This is a genomic window from Microbispora sp. CA-135349 (genome assembly GCF_050947365.1).
In the GTDB taxonomy this organism is placed as follows: domain Bacteria; phylum Actinomycetota; class Actinomycetes; order Streptosporangiales; family Streptosporangiaceae; genus Microbispora.
Genome location: NZ_CP192001.1, coordinates 8442699 through 8458447, shown reverse-complemented (window position 1 = coordinate 8458447; position 15749 = coordinate 8442699). Strand labels below are relative to the sequence as shown.

At 69.6% G+C, this 15749-nt stretch carries 14 protein-coding genes; 3 read left to right on the top strand and 11 right to left on the bottom strand.

Translation table 11 applies throughout. The features are described from left to right. Positions 1-115: 115 nt before the first annotated feature. Positions 116-1369 (bottom strand): sensor histidine kinase, encoded by a 1254-nt coding sequence (locus ACQPZZ_RS38955; RefSeq protein WP_432927433.1) that lies wholly within the window; start codon positions 1367-1369, stop codon positions 116-118. Next, positions 1366-2040: a response regulator transcription factor gene (locus tag ACQPZZ_RS38950; RefSeq protein ID WP_363645528.1), complete on the bottom strand. Its 675-nt coding sequence runs from the start codon at positions 2038-2040 to the stop codon at positions 1366-1368. The genes ACQPZZ_RS38955 and ACQPZZ_RS38950 overlap by 4 nt, the downstream gene beginning before the upstream one ends. 130 nt (positions 2041-2170) lie before the next feature. Between ACQPZZ_RS38950 and ACQPZZ_RS38945 the strand changes: the two genes are divergently transcribed. Continuing rightward, complete coding sequence (locus ACQPZZ_RS38945; protein ID WP_432927431.1) at positions 2171-2551, top strand: hypothetical protein; 381 nt, start codon at positions 2171-2173, stop codon at positions 2549-2551. A 412-nt stretch (positions 2552-2963) separates the two neighbouring features. Here ACQPZZ_RS38945 and ACQPZZ_RS38940 read toward each other — a convergent pair whose 3' ends face one another. From ACQPZZ_RS38940 to ACQPZZ_RS38930, 3 genes are all read right to left on the bottom strand, one after another. Then, positions 2964-3353, bottom strand: coding sequence for a MerR family transcriptional regulator (locus ACQPZZ_RS38940; protein ID WP_432927429.1), 390 nt, complete (start codon positions 3351-3353; stop codon positions 2964-2966). Positions 3354-3673: 320 nt separating this feature from the next. Continuing rightward, entirely contained in the window at positions 3674-3901 is a 228-nt protein-coding gene (locus ACQPZZ_RS38935; RefSeq protein ID WP_363645522.1) for a hypothetical protein, read from the bottom strand. Between the two features lie 278 nt (positions 3902-4179). Then, on the bottom strand, positions 4180-4656 hold the full coding sequence (locus ACQPZZ_RS38930) for a MarR family winged helix-turn-helix transcriptional regulator (protein ID WP_432927427.1): 477 nt from the start codon (positions 4654-4656) through the stop codon (positions 4180-4182). 55 nt (positions 4657-4711) lie between these two features. Between ACQPZZ_RS38930 and ACQPZZ_RS38925 the strand changes: the two genes are divergently transcribed. Continuing rightward, entirely contained in the window at positions 4712-5074 is a 363-nt protein-coding gene (locus ACQPZZ_RS38925) for a VOC family protein (protein WP_363645518.1), read from the top strand. 179 nt (positions 5075-5253) lie between these two features. On the opposite strand, the gene ACQPZZ_RS38920 is transcribed toward ACQPZZ_RS38925, so the two are convergent. From ACQPZZ_RS38920 to ACQPZZ_RS38895, 6 genes are all read right to left on the bottom strand, one after another. Then, positions 5254-5850, bottom strand: coding sequence for a hypothetical protein (locus ACQPZZ_RS38920; protein WP_432927424.1), 597 nt, complete (start codon positions 5848-5850; stop codon positions 5254-5256). 164 nt (positions 5851-6014) lie between these two features. Next, positions 6015-7568 (bottom strand): hypothetical protein, encoded by a 1554-nt coding sequence (locus ACQPZZ_RS38915; RefSeq protein ID WP_432927422.1) that lies wholly within the window; start codon positions 7566-7568, stop codon positions 6015-6017. Further along, positions 7565-9082: a DUF4407 domain-containing protein gene (locus ACQPZZ_RS38910; protein ID WP_432927420.1), complete on the bottom strand. Its 1518-nt coding sequence runs from the start codon at positions 9080-9082 to the stop codon at positions 7565-7567. The genes ACQPZZ_RS38915 and ACQPZZ_RS38910 overlap by 4 nt, the downstream gene beginning before the upstream one ends. An 8-nt stretch (positions 9083-9090) precedes the next feature. Next, the gene (locus ACQPZZ_RS38905; protein ID WP_432927418.1) at positions 9091-10593 is read right to left on the bottom strand and encodes a hypothetical protein; all 1503 of its coding nucleotides are present in this window, start codon (positions 10591-10593) and stop codon (positions 9091-9093) included. After that, on the bottom strand, positions 10590-11489 hold the full coding sequence (locus ACQPZZ_RS38900; RefSeq protein ID WP_432927416.1) for a protein phosphatase 2C domain-containing protein: 900 nt from the start codon (positions 11487-11489) through the stop codon (positions 10590-10592). Before ACQPZZ_RS38900 ends, ACQPZZ_RS38905 begins: the two co-directional genes overlap by 4 nt. A gap of 36 nt (positions 11490-11525) precedes the next feature. Further along, on the bottom strand, positions 11526-12269 hold the full coding sequence (locus ACQPZZ_RS38895) for a vWA domain-containing protein (protein WP_432927414.1): 744 nt from the start codon (positions 12267-12269) through the stop codon (positions 11526-11528). 944 nt (positions 12270-13213) lie between these two features. On the opposite strand from ACQPZZ_RS38895, the gene ACQPZZ_RS38890 reads away from it, so the two are divergent. Beyond that, positions 13214-15694 (top strand): SpoIIE family protein phosphatase, encoded by a 2481-nt coding sequence (locus ACQPZZ_RS38890; RefSeq protein WP_432927412.1) that lies wholly within the window; start codon positions 13214-13216, stop codon positions 15692-15694. The last annotated feature ends 55 nt before the right edge of the window (positions 15695-15749 follow it).

Genomic DNA, 15749 nt, shown 5'->3' with positions numbered 1-15749 from the left:
GCTCCGCATACGGCGCGTCATACGGTCGGAAAGAGCGTCACTTATCGCAGACTAGGCAGGTCATGCGAAGGCCCGCTATCCCCAAGGCGCGGGCGGGTATCCGCATAGCGAACCATTACCCGGCCGCCGTGTCCCCGGGCGGCAGGTCGGCCCGCAGGCGGGCGCCAGGTCCCGCTGCGCCGGCGACGACAAGCGTGCCGTCGTGGGCGCGGGCGATGTCCCTCGCGATGGCCAGGCCGAGTCCGGACCCGCCCGCGTCGCGTGCCCGCGCCTCGTCGAGCCGGGTGAACCTGTCGAACACCGACTCGTGGTGCTCGACCGGGATGCCCGGCCCGTCGTCGCACACCTCAACCGTCCCGGGGGGTGCCACGCGCACGGTCACCGTCGTCTCGGCGTGCCGTACGGCGTTGTCGACCAGGTTGGCGACCAGCCTGGCCAGATGTGACCGGGATCCCCGCACGACCACGTCGGTGGCGACGTCGAGCCGGATCGTGACGCCGTCACGCCGGGGGCGCAGCGCTTCCTCCGTCGCCACCTGACCCAGGTCGACCTCCTCCATACGCAGGGGTTCGCCGGCGTCAAGCCGCGCGAGCAGGAGCAGGTCGGCGGCGAGCCCCTGGATCCGTTCCACATCGGTCAGCGCCTCGCGGACCAGCCTCGGGGCCTCACGCCGTCCCAGTTCGAGGCGGGTACGGAGGGTCGCGAGCGGGCTGCGAAGCTCGTGCGCGGCGTCGGCGACGAATTGCCGGTGCTTGGAGACCGCGCGCTCCAATCGGTCGAGCGTGGCGTTCATGGTCTGCGCCAGCCGGGTGACCTCGTCTCCCGACGCCGACACGGGCACCCGCTCATGCAGATCGCTCGCGGTGATCCGCGCGAACGTCGTCCGGATCGCCGACACGGGCGCGAGAGCCCGCCCGACCAGCAGCCACGTCAGCACGGCGACCAGCAGCACCAGCACCGGTGTGCCGACCAACAGCAGGGGACGAAGGGCATGCAGGGCGTCGCGCACCGGCTCAAGGGAGGAGCGCGCCCGTACGGTGACCTTCCCGCCCGAGGTCGTCACCGTCCGCTCGACGGTGGCGTACCCCTCGCCCCAGCTCTGCTCCGGGTGCGTGCTGACACGCACGTCCGGGTCTATCGCGACATCCCCTGCCGGGCCGGTCGTGACGAGGGTCGTGGCGCCGTTCTCGTTGGTCGTGATGAGCGCCTGCACGGCCGTCTCCGCCCGCCGCGCGGCCTCCTGGCCGGCGCTCGACTCCAAGCTGCTCTTCAACGTTCCCATGAGTACGGCGACCGCGACCGCGAGCGCGGAAGCGACCGTCACGGTCGCGACCACCGTCGCCCGAACCCGTACCGACCAGCGCCTCATGACACCCCGTCCAGCCGGTAGCCGGCCCCGCGCACGGTCACCAGCGACGACCGGCCGAACGGCGCATCGATCTTACGGCGCAGTGCGCTGATGTAGACCTCGACGATGCTCGGATCGCCGTCGTAGGCGAAATCCCAGGCCTGCTGAAGAAGCTCGGTCTTGCTCACCACCTCGCCCGCCCGCCGGGCAAGCGCGTGCAGCACGGCGAACTCCTTCGGCGTGAGCGCGATCTCGTCATCCCCCCGGCGGCAGCGCAACCCCGCCGACTCGATCACCAGGTCGCCCACGCGCAGCGTCACCGGCCGCTCGCGCCCGCCCCGCCGTACCAGGGCCCGGAGCCGGGCCAGCAGCACCACATACGAGAAGGGCTTCGACAGGAAGTCGTCGGCCCCGGTGTCCAGCGCCTCGGCCTCGTCGTACTCGCCGTCCTTCGCGGTGAGCATCATGATCGGCGTCCAGTCGCCGATGTCGCGCAGGCGGCGGCAGACGGAATACCCGTTGAGCAGTGGCAGCATGACGTCGAGCACGATCACGTCGTACGAGTTCTCGGTGGCCATCCACAGGCCGTCGCGCCCGTTGTGGGCGACGTCGACCGCGAAGCCCTCCTCGCCCAGCCCGCTCCGCAGCAGTTCGGCGAGCCGCTCCTCATCATCCACCAGCAGTAAACGCATGCCCCACAGCCTGAACGAACCCACCTGAAGCCAACCTTAAGATCAATTCAGGTGGCTTCAGCCCTGCTTCAGGCACTTCCGGCGAGCCTTTCAGCAGCAATCAGCTGCAACCGCATGGAAGGAATTTCTCATGAAGCGCTCGCGCATCATACTCGCCGGCGTCCTCGCCCTGGGACTGGCCGGCACGATCACGGCGGCCGCCAACGCGAAGGGGACCGAACCGGCGACCTTCACCGTCACGGCCGGGACGTGCCCCGGCCAGGACGCGAACGTCGGCACCGTACGGGTGGAGGCAGGAAAGGTCTACCTCGACGGCAAGTTGGTCGACTCGGTGCCGAGCGACGGCAAGCTGAAGGTGCCCGTGAAGGACGGCGAGATCTCCGTTGGCACTACCGAGGCCCTGTCGCGGACGCCCGACGCCGCGACCGGCGGCCAGGTGATCCGTGACACCGGGGACGACAAGGGCGAGACCGAGACCTGTGCCGTCGAGAAGGGCTCCTCCAAGAAGTAAGCGGGCCAGTCAGGCCGAGCCGCGTCCGGCCGGGCCATGGGACGCGGGCCGAGCCGCGTCCGGTCGGTCATGGGACGCGGCTCGGCCACGGCACTCCCGCGACCCGCGACCACCGCGGCGAGCCGTCACCGTGCCGTCACCGTGCCGGCACCGTGCCGGGCTGCTCGGCTACCGGACGCTCGGTCACGCGGCGCTGTGCATGGTCGCGCTGAGCCGCAACGACTGAGCCGCAACGACTGGGCCGCAACGACTGGGCCGCAACGACTGGGCCGCAACGACTGGGCCGCCGCCCGGCGCCACGCGGACCAGACGGCGGAACACTCGACGAGCGGCCGGCTCAGTCACGCGCGGCAGGGCTGAGACGGCACTTGGGACGGACTTATGCCCGGCGAGGGCACGCCGGCCGCGGGGATCAGCGGGCGGACGGGGCGTTCAGGCGCCGGCGGCGGAGCTGCTCGGCGAACTCCCGCGCCATCGCGAGCTGCTCGCGCAGTCTGTCGGCGCGTTCGGCCACCGCCCTCTCGAACAGGTGCAGCCGGGCGAGCAGGCCGGGGTCCTCGTCGCCGCGGGTGAGCCGATCGGTGATCTCCAGCAGGTCGCGCATCTCCTCCAGCGTGAACCCCAGCGGCTTCATCCGCTTGATCAACGCCAGCCGCTGCACGTTCTCCTCGTTGTAGAGCCGGAAACCCCCCTGGGTGCGGGCGGGCACGACCAGGCCGACCTCCTCGTAGTGCCGGATGGTGCGCAGAGACAGCCCGATCCGCTCGGCGACCTCGCCGATCTGCACCAGACCTTCAGGCATCGCTCCGCTCACCTTTCCCACCCCGTGGCCGCTCGTGTGCGGGTACCGTCGCCACTCATGGCCTGCCTAACGCAAGGGTAGGGTTTCGCAGAACAGGTCCCCGAACTTCCCGGTGACGATACCTCTCGAGGGGGAGTCCGCGCGGCCGGCTCCCACCGCGACGGCGCGCCCGGCGAGGGGGGAAGGGCCAGGCGGGCCGTTGCGGTGGCGTTGACGCCTGCGATGGGCGAGCACGCGGCGAAGCGGAGTCCCACCGCAAGCGGGGCAGACTCTACTCTCACGGAAGGTTAGAGAGCAATAACGAAGGTGGGCACTCCCGGTCAGTAGGTGCTGGGTCCCGGCTTCTCGACGTTCCAGGTCACCGTGCCGTCCGATTGGACGCACCGCCGGCGGACCCGGGTGACCAGTTGCGTCGGCAGCTGAAGCGCCGCCACCCACGATCCGTTCCTGCTCCGCTCGAAACAGACGTTGTCGCCGTTGACGACGACGCGGTCGGCGGTGAGGGTGCGTTGGAACCCGCTGTACATCCTGATGCGGTAGACGGACATCGTCCTCCCTCTCCACGTGTGGTCTCCGGCGCCGTCGGGCCACGCCGGAGGAGGCTCCGCGCGGGCCGGCGGCTCCGGGAGCGGCTGGGCCGCCCCGGATCCCTGGTCTCCCGGTTGATCCCGCGAGGGGCGCGGGGGACGTCGCGGGACGGCTGCGCGTCGGCAGGGTCGGCCACGTGACCGGCATCACCCTACTGTGACGTCACAGTAGACGAACCCGAGGGTGGCGCCGCAGTGACAGGCGCACTCCTCGAAACCGGCCCCGGCGGCGGGATGACCTAACGCCTCCGGTGGACCGCGTCCGGCGACGGGCGGTCTTCCAGGGCGCCGGTCATCCGCTCCAGGTGGCCCAGCAGGAGCTCGGCCTGCTCCGCGTCGAGGTGACCGGTCATCCGCCGTTCGATCTCGAGCACGTCGCCGCGGGCGGCGGCGAGCCGCGCCCTGCCCTGCGCCGTCAGAGTGGTGGGCAGGGCCCTGCCCTGCGGCGCGGACGCCGGCCGCTCGACCAGCCCGGCGTCCTCCAGGTTGCGGAGCAGCACGTTCATCGACTGCCGGGTGACGAAGGCACCCCTGGCCAGTTCGGCGTTGGACAGCCCCGGCCGCTGGTCGAGCAGTTCCAGGCAGACGTACTGCGGAGTGGTCAGGTCGTGGCGGCGCAGCGTGGCGTCCATGGTCGAGCGCAACGCCGCCTGAACCCGCTTCAGCTGGTAGCCCACCAGGCGGCCGAGGTCCGCGCCGTCGCTCTCTTGCGTCATGTCAACATTCTGACATAGGGTCCCCCATGTCAATGTTCTGACATCGGAGGTAGTCGTGACCGTGACCGGAGTGGATTTCGTGGCGCTGCAGGTGCGCGACCTGGAGGCCGCGGCCGCGTTCTACGAGAAGCGCCTGGGGCTCCGGCGGGACCCCGCCGGGCCGCCGCACGCCGTGGTGTTCGCCACCGCCCCCATACCGTTCGCGGTGCGCGAGCCGCTGCCCGGCGTCGACCTGGAGGCGGCTCCGCGTCCGGGCCTGGGAGTGGCGCTGTGGTTCAGAGCGGACGACGCCCAGCGTCTCCACGACGAGCTCGCCGCGGCGGGGGTGCCGATCCTGTCCGCGCCGGTCGACGGGCCGTTCGGCCGGACGTTCTCCTTCAGCGACCCCGACGGGTACGTGATCACCGTCCACGGCTGAGAACCGGGGGCCGCGCGGGACGTGACGGGCGAACCGTCCGCCGCCGTCCCGCGCGGGCCCCGTGCGCACTCTCGACATTGCGATTACCCCGCAAATCCGATCCCATGCACGGTCGGCCGGACATGCCGGTGCCCACCTCCAGGGGGCTGGAGATGGGCACCGGAGCGGTGGGGCCGGGGTTACTTGAGGATCGGGAGGCGGCGGACCAGGGGGGTGGCGGCCCACCGCGTGCCGAGTCCGAGGGGGTTGCCGGCGCCGGCCAGGGCCAGACCCGTCAGGACGATGGCGTAGACGATGTGCTCGTCCATGAAGGGGTTGGTGGCCAGCGGCAGTTCGGCGGCCCACATCATCAGCAGGAGCAGCCCGCCGGTGGTGGCGGCGAGACGCATGCCGATGCCGAGGACGAGCGCGGTGCCGATGCCGGCCAGACCGGTCATGAACAGCCAGTCGACCCAGGGCTGTCCGGCGAGGGCGTTGAACAGGCCGCCGAAGGTGTGGTCGGCGGTGCCCTTCAGGAAGCCGGTGGTCGGGCTGCCGCCGTTGATCCAGGCCTTGGCCGCGGGAGTGGCGAAGCCCCAGCCGAAGGTCTTGTCGAGGAAGGCCCACAGGAACATCCAGCCGATGGCGATGCGGGCGGCGGCCCAGGCGTAGCGGGCCGGGCCGGTGCCGGCGGCGGGGACCGCCTCGCCGTGCGCGCGGGGGGCGGGAACGGTGACGGGGGCCGCGGCCTCGGTGAGGCGGTGGTTGCTCCGGTTACGTCCTTCGATGATGGCCATGACCGGCCCCTTTCAACGTCTTCTCTCTCGCGACATCTCAAGGGAACCGCGAGCACCGGCCGTGCCGCAGGAGCCGTACGGCACGGCGAGATCGTTCGGAAGTCCCGCGATACGTGGGACTTTCGGCCCGGTGCTGGTCGTCGTCCGCCGGTGGGCGGCGGTGCTCAGGGTGACTCGGTCTGCTCCTTCACCGACCCCGCGCCGGCGTCGACGCGGAGATAGGTGGCCACTTCGTCGGCGATGCCGTCGTGATCGGTGAGGACACGTACGCCGTCCACGGCGAATTCCGGGGACAGCAGGGCCGACGACTCGAGAGGTGTGATCCAGATGACCGAGGCGGTGCCGACCAGCTCCAGGTACTCCTGCATCGTGACCACGTCCCCCATGGGAACGTCCGCGGCGAAGACGACCACGGCGGGGCGTACCGCGGGAGGCGGAGAACCGCCGATCGTCGCCAGGTCCCCGCTTATCTGCGCCTTCAACTTCACCAGTAGTTCGATGAAGTCGAAGCGTGAGGCCGATCGCCTGATGTCGCGCCTCGACAACTCACCGGGAGGGCGAGGAGCTCTTTCCGCCGGCTCATCCAGACTCGTCACCACTCGGATCCGATAGGCGGCTCCCGGAATCGCGGCGATTCTCTTGTCGATCTCCTGAATCAGTGAGCGCCCGCGACGCCAGGCGTCCGAGTCGTCCACCGTGACGCCTTCGGCGATCGCCAGATAGACGAGAGCGACCGCCCCATCCGCCTCGTACGGCGCCGGGGCCGTGGCGACCGGCAACGGATCCGCCGGAGCGGCCGGGGGCCTGCGCAGCAGGCGGCCGGCGAGTCGCCGCAGCGCGGTGACCGCACTGACCGGAGCCGCCGGTCGAAGGCGGGCGGCGATGACCGGCTCTGACGGAGCACCCGCGCTCCCGGCAGGCGGCATCGGATGCGCGGACGGCACCACAGCCGCCGATGAGAGGGCGGGGACGATGCTCTCGGACGACGGCCGGTTTCCGGGGAGCGGCTGATCCGCGGCCGGCTCGTTCGCGACGCCGGCCGCGGGTTCCAGGTCCAGCACGACATCGTCGGCCTCCACCTCCCCGTCCTCCGGCGAGGAGGTGCGGGCGCGCCGGATGAAGTCGAGATCGTCACCGGTGAGACCGGACACGTGGGTGGTGGCGAAGTGGTGAAGAAGATCCTCGGCGTACCTTTTCAGGTCGTCCACCATGCCGCGCTGGGTCCAGCGACCGGCCTCGGGGACCACGATGTCCACGCTGCCGGCCGCCGGCGGCGCCACCTCGTCGCGGCCCCCGGCGGATTCCATCCCGGTCTGCGTGTCCCCGATGTGCCTGTCGTCCTTGGCGGCGAAACCACGACACCGCAGCGGCAGCGCCGCCATCGTCCGATCAGCGCGGCATGCGTCGAGCAGCCGTTCCACGGTCGCGGCGGAGCCGTCGACGACCAGCAGACCGAAGTAGTTCTCGCTCGCACCGCCCGCAGGTCGCGTGATCTCGTTCACGATCCGTTCCACCGCGGCCGCGGGGACGCCGTCGCCGGGAGGCCGGTGTCCGAGGTCCACGAGACGTAGCTCGATGAAATCGCCGATCACCGGTGACATCAGCAACCGGGTCGCCGCGTCCTTCGTCACTCTCTCGAGGGTGCTCGCCAGATCGGCGTAGCTCGCGACGACCAGCAGGCACCCTTGCGAATCCGACTCCTCGGGCAGGGATCTCACAAATCGTCCCCGTCCGGCAGGAAGAACGGTGAGGTCACCTGGACGGTGGGGGGCCGGACGCCGTTGACGGGAGGCATCGTGAAGCCGCCGTCACCCGGGGCGGAGGTGGTTCCGTGCGAGGGCGGCGGCGTCCCGTCGCCGTCCGAGTGCGTCTTCGCCAGCCGGGAGCGCACCTGTTCGCTCCACTCCTGCAGTGCGATGTCGAGGATCTTCGTCATCTCCGCGGCGACGTGCGCGTTGGCGCGCTTGCCGAGATCCGCCTCCCGTCTCCGCATGTCGGCCTCGATCTCGCCCCTGACCCGCTCCTTGCCTTCCGCGACCTCGACTCTGACCCGCGACCTGCCTTCCTCGATCCGCCGGGCTTCGACGCGCCGGGTTTTCGCCTCGTCGATCTGCGCGTCTCCGCGGAACTTCACAAACGCTTCGTAGGGGGACATCGGGCCCATGTTGATCAGGATCTTCACGGTGACGGGAAGTAATTCGATCATGAAGAAAAGGAAGAACACGGCAAGGTGTGCGAGCGAGAGGGAGAGGTCCCGCTCGCCGAGCTCGAAGAGAGCCCGAACCTGCGCGGGAAGTCCGTCGTCGTTCCCGTTCAGCGTGGTACCCCGGGCCGCCGATGCCTGGAGGGAGGCCTCCATCTCCCTGTACTGCGCCTGGAGTCCGGGAAGCTCCGCCCGGGCGTCGTCCTGGGCCTTCCGAAGGGCCTCCGCCTGCTGGTCCGCGACTCCCTTCTCCGCGGTGCTCGCGGCGGCCCGCGCGGCCTTCAACTCCGTGCGGACGGACCTGACCGCGCTCACGGCCTGCCGGTACTCCCGCTCCTTGGTCGCCGCCAGCGGACCGGGTCCCGCCTTGTCGGAGGCCTTCCTGCACTTCTCGCCGGCACCGTAGAGCTCGCACTTCCAGGCTTCCAGGGCCACATTCGCCTTCTCCTCGCCGGTCTCGAGCCGGCGCTGGAGCTCGCTCACCTTGGCCTGGGCCGTCTGCAGCTGCGGGCTGGTGAACTGCCTCGACAGCTTGCCGGCCAGGATCTCCTGATCCTCCTGGATCTTCTGACGGAGTTTGTTGGCCCGGTCCTGCTCCGCGCTGTTGGCCTGCAGCAGTTTCATGCGGGCCGACGTCTCCTGCTGCGTCGTGTAGATCTGGACGTTGATGTCGCTGGCGAACACGCGCAGGACGAGGGGCGTGGAGATCACGACAGCGAGCACCATGGCCATGCCCAGCCGGGGCAACGCCATGAGAAGCACGCGCTTGCGATCCCGGATCGACCCCATGCTCAGCACGAGCAGTCGATCCAGGTTGAGGATGACGAACCCCCACAGCAGCCCGAAGACCACAGCCCAAAGCCAGTCCACCTTCAGGCCGTCGTGGAGTGCGAAGGCCATCGACACCACGGCGAGCCCTGCCGTGGTCAGCAGGACGAGCGCCATCTGGGTGAACCTGGACCGCTCGGTGGGAACGTGCCGCAGGGCCTCTTTTTCCCCGCCTCCGAGCCAGGCGAGGAATTCGCTCATCCGCTCCATCACGATTGGGCACCTTCCGAACTGTCCGCTGTGGCCTTCTCGATGAACGTACGGTGAAGCACCGCAGCCATGTCACTTGCCGCGTCCGTCACGGACGCCCTCACGACGCCGGTCGCCTCGCTCACGACCGCGCTGATCCGGGGGGCCGGCATCAGGGCCGGTTCGACCGGAAGCATGCTGTGGACGAAATCGAAAACGTGGAGCGAAGGCAATTCGACGGCGCCGAATCCCGCCGCGATCCGTGGGCGCCCCGGCAACACGGCCGCCAGCGAAGGCGGCTGGAACGTCTCCATGGACGGGACGTGTGCCGTGGGCAGCCGATGCAGGCTCAGATCGAACGCCGGCAACTCGTAGAGCGTCAACTCGCCGAGGTCCATCGTCACGGAGGCGCAGTCGTTGCGCGCTTCCAGCGTCACCCGGCCGGACCTGGCGGGCCGGAAGACGCAGCCGTCGGGGTGCTGGGCCGCGTCCAGCGTGATCGGCGCCTCACTTCCCGTTCTGATCTCTATCGTCGTCGCGTTGGTGATCCGCCACTCGACGCGCACGTCCATGCCCCGTACACGGTAGGGCGTCGCGACGCGGGCATGGACGATGCCGGGGGGCGAGGTCCTGCTCGCCACGACTCCCCTGAGGTAGAGGTACAGCTCCTTGGACGTGGGCCGAGTGCTCCGGTCCGCGGACAGGGCCCGGGTCAGCAGGTCCGTTCCCTCGCTGTCGAGCTCACCGGACAGACGGCTGACCGCCCGGGTGGAGGGTGCGCCCTTGCCCGGAGTCAGGCACCGCAGGATCGCCAGCCCCAGTTTGTACACGTCCGTGACGTCGTCCTGCAGCTCCTGCTGTCTGCGCTGCCCCGGCGGGGGGCTGATCGGGCACTCGGGGGGATCCCAGAAGAAGGTGGACGCCTGTTCGCGGCTCGTGTCCGTCAGTGCGGCGGCGCCGTCACAGTCGAGCACCTTCAATCTCGGCGGACCCAGCGCGAAGGCCATGTTCCTGAAACTGCAGTCGCCGTAGACCCATCCGTGCTTGTGCAGCCGCCCGAAGAAGTAGGCCAGTTGTGCGAGCAGCACCAGCCGTTCGGTGAACTCGATGTCGCGGATGTCGACCTGAGCCGCGGCGCGCTGTGCGGCGGTCGAGATGACCCACGAGAACTCCCTGGGAGCCGTCGTCATCTGCCCGGAGTCGTCGAGTTGCCGGCAGAAGAAGTCCTCAGGAAGAAGGACCATCAGCACCCCGCAGACGTCCCCGGCCGCATCTGCCACCAGGGCCTTCGGCCATGCGGCGAACCTGTCCAGATCACGCTGCTCGGAGGGGCTCAGGTTGTCGCGGAACCCGACCGTGGTGCGCGCGGACCTGGCCTGCGCGGCGTGCTCCCTGATGAACTTCTTGTACGCGAGCGGCGCCGCATCCCCGGGCAGCGTGTATTCCTCAACCCGGTGGACCTCGGCGAACGCGCCCTTCGCCAGGAAGGTCAGACGTCCCAGATCGGCTTCGGGCACGATCATGCGGGGTCGCCCGCGCCCACCTCGTCGGGCCAGATGCCCACGACGGTGCGGTCGTCCACATGTGACTTGCGGGCGAAGGCCGCCTGCGCCGCGAAGGTGAACGGATCCGGCGGCCGTTCCCACCAGTGCGCCAGCGTCGCCCGCACGTCGTCACACCACTTCAACGGGTTGGCGATGCCGTCCGACATCACGAACAAGGCTCCCGCGGGCACGCGGAAGTTCTGGAAGGCGCACGCGCCGTCAGCCGTCGGCATGGGTCTGACGGCGGTCGAATGGAAGTCGTCGTCGTCTCCTTCGGCGGTTCCGGTGATCGCCGTCCAGCGTCCGTCGTCCCCCAGGTGCCAGAGCGAGGAGTCGCCGACCCAGGCCACCTCGCCGATCCACTCCTCCGCCGTACGGTGAACGGCCACGGCCACGGCCGTCGTCGCCATGCCGAGACGGGCGGCTTCGCGGGCGTCGCCTCGCGGCGGTTCGCCGGCGAACGCACGCAGTTCCTCGTTCACGGCCGGGAAGGCGTCCGGCCACGCCGCCCCCGATGCGCCCAACTCGGCGAGCCGGCGGCTCACCAGCACGGCGGCCTCGTCGGATCGCCCCAGAGAGCCCACGCCGTCGCAGACGACCGCGACCGCGCGTGCGGGCGTGTCCGGCGCGGGGTGGTGCCGCGCGATCGCGAAGGCGTCCTGCCGCGGCTGCTCGTTCGCCCGGTGCAGCAGTCCTCTCATCGTGACCGCCCGGACGACCATTCCGGGCAGCGAGGCGGCACTGAACTCGACGTCCGACTGCCCGACGCGGACACCGGGAGGACCGGCCGGCAACTCCGTGCCGGCACGGCCGGGGTCGCCGATGGCGAAGGGCGAAGCGGCGACACGCGGATCGCCCACCTGGATCGATGTCATACAGGCCGACCTTCTGTGCAAGTCACTGGTGGCGGATCAGATGTAGTCGTCGTCGTATTCGGAGTCGCCCTGAACGATGCCCGAGCCCGCCGCGGGAGACTGCTGTATCAGGGTCGGCTGACCGGCCCCGGCCGAGAGGCCGGACGAGATGACGGTGTTCATGATGATGTCCAGGATTCCGGCGAGCGCCTGCTCGATACCGGTGTTCCTGGCGTGGTACCACTTCCCCCTGTCCCGTGGGTACGCGAGCTTCCTCAGAACGTCCTCGGGAGCGTCCCGGAAACCGAACGGGACGAAGATGGGGTGGGATTTCATCCCGGTCCCGGTCGTCTTGTCATAGGTCAGTGTGCTGGTGAAGGTCCGCTGCCAGTGGTTGTCCAGGGGCTGGCCGTCGGTGAGGAAGAAGGCGCAGGGGCGGTAGATCTTGTACCCCTGCCGCTTGAGGTCCTCGCGATCGTCCTCGATCACCCGTGCCAGTTCCTGGAACGCGCAGCTGTAGTTCGTGCCGCCCTCGATCGTGAGCGTGGGAACCGATGTCTCGCTCATCTGCGAGAGCGGCATGACCACTTTCGCCGTGTCCGAGAACGACATGATGCAGATCTGCGCCACGTCGTCGACGACGGGCTGCCTGACGATCGCGCGGCGCAGCCGCTCGACGCCCTCGTTGAGGGCCGCCATGTCGTCGTACATCGAACCGGAGACATCGCAGATCAGATAGAAGGGCATGACCAGTTGGCCGGCTTCCACGCCTCTGCGTTCCGATATCCGCTCGTCGTTCATTTCAGCTCCCTGATCCTGAGACTGCCCGGAGCTCCGTCGCCGTTTCCTGTCTCGGCTCCGGACATGCACGAGTTGGACGTATCGGGTCCTTTTTCGGAGGACCTCAATTTGGTCACGAATGAGTATCTCAATCATGAGCACCGTGGGTCACGTCCGTTGTGGAGGGGTGCAGGGAGAGCGCGGCAGGTCGCAGCTACATAAGCGTCGAAGTATTTCTCGCTATGTCCAGATATGCACTAATCGTGGAGGTACGGCACTTTTCTGCTCGTCACATGCGAGTGCTCTGGGGGTGTCACCTCGGCGCCGCGGACGCGACCCCGGCACGCAATTGCCCGCATTTCTTCCTCCGAGAACTGTTTCGTATCTCGGGGACGTTCCGGCGCGGCCGACCACACCGCTTACCAGATGAGAGAGCCCGCGCAGATCTTGTGACTCGGCGCGGGACGTCGACGCAGGCGCCGGCGGTGCGGGCGAAGCCGCCGAACGCGGCGTGCGCCGACGCCATGCTCATCGCGTGCATCTGACGCTGCCCGAGGGCGACGGTGGTCCACGCCTCGCCCGAGGCGCTCAGCCGCTGCCAGCGCCGCGCGGCCGTCACCGGATCGGCGCCGATGGCCGTCGGTTCTGCGGCACCCGGCGGCCCCGCGCCCCGGCCGGTGGCGGCCGGTGAGCGGACCCCGTCGTCGATCCCGCCCGCCTGCTGGACCGCCGGGTCGCCGAGCCGGCGCTCGGCTGAGGTGGCGCATCAGGAAGACCGTGCGGCGCGTCGCCTTTTCCAGCGAGGAACCGCTCCGTTCCCGGAGCGAAGGAGTCACCGTCGTAAGATGACGAAATAGACGATATTCCTGCTGGTCAAGAGGCATGCCATGCGGGTAAGTGGTTCGCGGCCTACGCGATGGGCTGGGGGGAAGGGCGGACTGACCCGGCGCACGATCATGGTGAGTGTGCTGCTCCTGGGCCTCGTCAGCGGCGCCTTCGCGTTCCTCCTGCCGGCGATCGGGGGTCTTCGTGAGGCGGTGGAGCTCACGAACCACTCCAGACATGTGCTGACGACCGCGAACCACCTCCAGAGGCTCGTCATCGACCTCGAGACCGGTCAGCGCGGGTTCGTCATCGCCGGGGAGGAGCGCTTCCTGCAACCATGGAGACAGGCCCGTGCCGCCATCCCCGGGCAGGCGGCCACCTTCGAGCGTCTCGCGACCGCGCGCAGCGCCGCGCAGGGAGAGCGGGCGCGCCGGATCAACCAATCCATCGAGGCCTACATCCGTGACTATTCGATTCCGGTCGTGGAGGCCGCGCGGCGAGACCCGGCGTCCGTCCGCACCGTGGCGGTGACGGAAGACGGAAAGCGCCGCGTCGACGCGATCAGGGACCAGTTCCAGCGCTTCGTGAGTTTTGAGGATCAACTTCTCGCGTCGCGGCAGCAACGTGCCGCCGAAGCCGCTGTCCGGGCCACCGCGGCGGCGTCGGTCGGTGTAGCGGGATCGATCCTGCTCATCATTGTCTTCGACACCTATCTGATCCGGTCGATCGTCCGGCCGGTCCGTAAAGCGGCCGCCGTCGCGTCCCGGCTGGCCGGCGGGGACCTCACGGCGCGCATGCCCGAAACCGGTGCGGGTGAGATCGGCGAGCTCGAAGTCGCGTTCAACAGCATGGGACGCTCGCTGGAGGAGAGCCGCAGGCTGACAGAGAAGGCGCACGGGCGCCTCAAACTGCTGTACGACGCCAGCACGGCCGTCGGCACCACCCTCGACGTGAAGCGGACGGCGGAAGAACTGGTGCAGGTGGTGGTCCCCGAGTTCGCCGACTTCGTCACGGTCGACCTGGTAGTGGCCGTCATGCGATGCGATGACCACCAGCCGGACGAGGGCGAGACGCTGTGCCGGGTGGCGATCGGAGGCGTCGGGAACACCGCGTCGTTCCACCCGCCCGGCGCGCTGGTCACCTGGGCCCCGTCCACGCCTCAGGCCCGCAGTTTCGACGACGGCCTCGCCGTGATCGAGCCCGATCTGGGGGCTTCCACCGCGTGGCGGTCCGGGGACCCGGAAGAGGCCGCGCGGATCCTGGACCACGGCATCCATTCCCTGATCACGACTCCGCTACGTGCCCGGGGGAGGCGGATGGGCGTGGTCAGCTTCTGGCGCTCGCGTCTGCCCGGGCCATTCGACGAGGAGGACCTGTCCTACGCGGTGGAGCTGGCCGCCAAGGCCGGCGTCGTCATCGACAACGCCCGCCGTTACACCCACGAGCGCAATACCGCGCTCGCCCTGCAGCGCAGTCTGCTGCCCCAGCGGCTGCCCGTGCAGGCGGCGGTGGAGATCGCCTCCCGTTATCTGCCGGCGGGCGCACAGGCCGGGGTGGGCGGCGACTGGTTCGACGTGATCCCGCTGTCCGGCTGCCGGGTCGCCCTCGTCGTCGGGGACGTCGTCGGCCACGGCATCCACGCCGCCGCCACCATGGGCCGGCTGCGCACCGCCGTACGCACGCTGGCCGACGTCGACCTGCCACCCGACGAGCTCCTCACGCACCTGGACGACCTGGTCATCCACCTCACCGGCGACGAACAGCCCGGCACGGCGGAAGGCGACACGGCCGCGTCCGCCGAGCTGGGCGCCACGTGCCTGTACGCCGTCTACGACCCCGTCTCACGCTGCTGCACCACAGCCACCGCCGGTCACCCACTGCCCGTTCTGGTCACTCCCGAGGGCACCACGGAACTGGTGAGCGGGCCGGTCGGTCCTCCTCTCGGCATCGGCGGCCTGCCCTTCGAAACCACCGAGCTGTGCCTGACCGAGGGCACCGTCATCGCCCTGTTCACCGACGGCCTGATCGAAGCCCGCCACCGGGACATCGACCAGGGCCTCGCGGAGCTGCGCCACGCCCTGGCACTGCCGACGGCATCACTCGAAGACACCTGCGACACCGTGACCCGCGCCCTGCTCGACGGCCGCGCGGCTGACGACGCGGCCCTTCTCCTCGCGCGCACCGAAGCCCTTTCCCCGGACCAGATCGCCACGTGGGACGTTCCCGCCGACCCGGCCCTGGTCTCGCACACCCGGAAGCTCGCCATCGAGCAGCTCCTCGTATGGGGACTGGATGAAATGGAGTTCGTCACCGGGCTCGTGGTGAGCGAGCTGGTCACCAACGCCATGCGCCACGGGACCGGCCCCATTCAGCTGCGACTGATCCGCAACCGCACACTGATCTGCGAGGTCTCGGACGGCAGCAACACCGCGCCGCATCTGCGCCGGGCCCGCGTCTTCGACGAGGGAGGCCGCGGACTGCTGCTGGTCGCACAGATGACGCAGGGCTGGGGCACGAGGCAGACGACACGCGGCAAGACCATCTGGTGCGAACAGGCCCTGCCTCCCCCTGCGCCGAACTCGGACGGGGCATCCGGCGACGAAGTCTTCAGGGCGGCATGAGACGCGCGGGCGCACCCCTACGGCTGACCTGCCACCCGGGAAAGCAAAAGCGAGG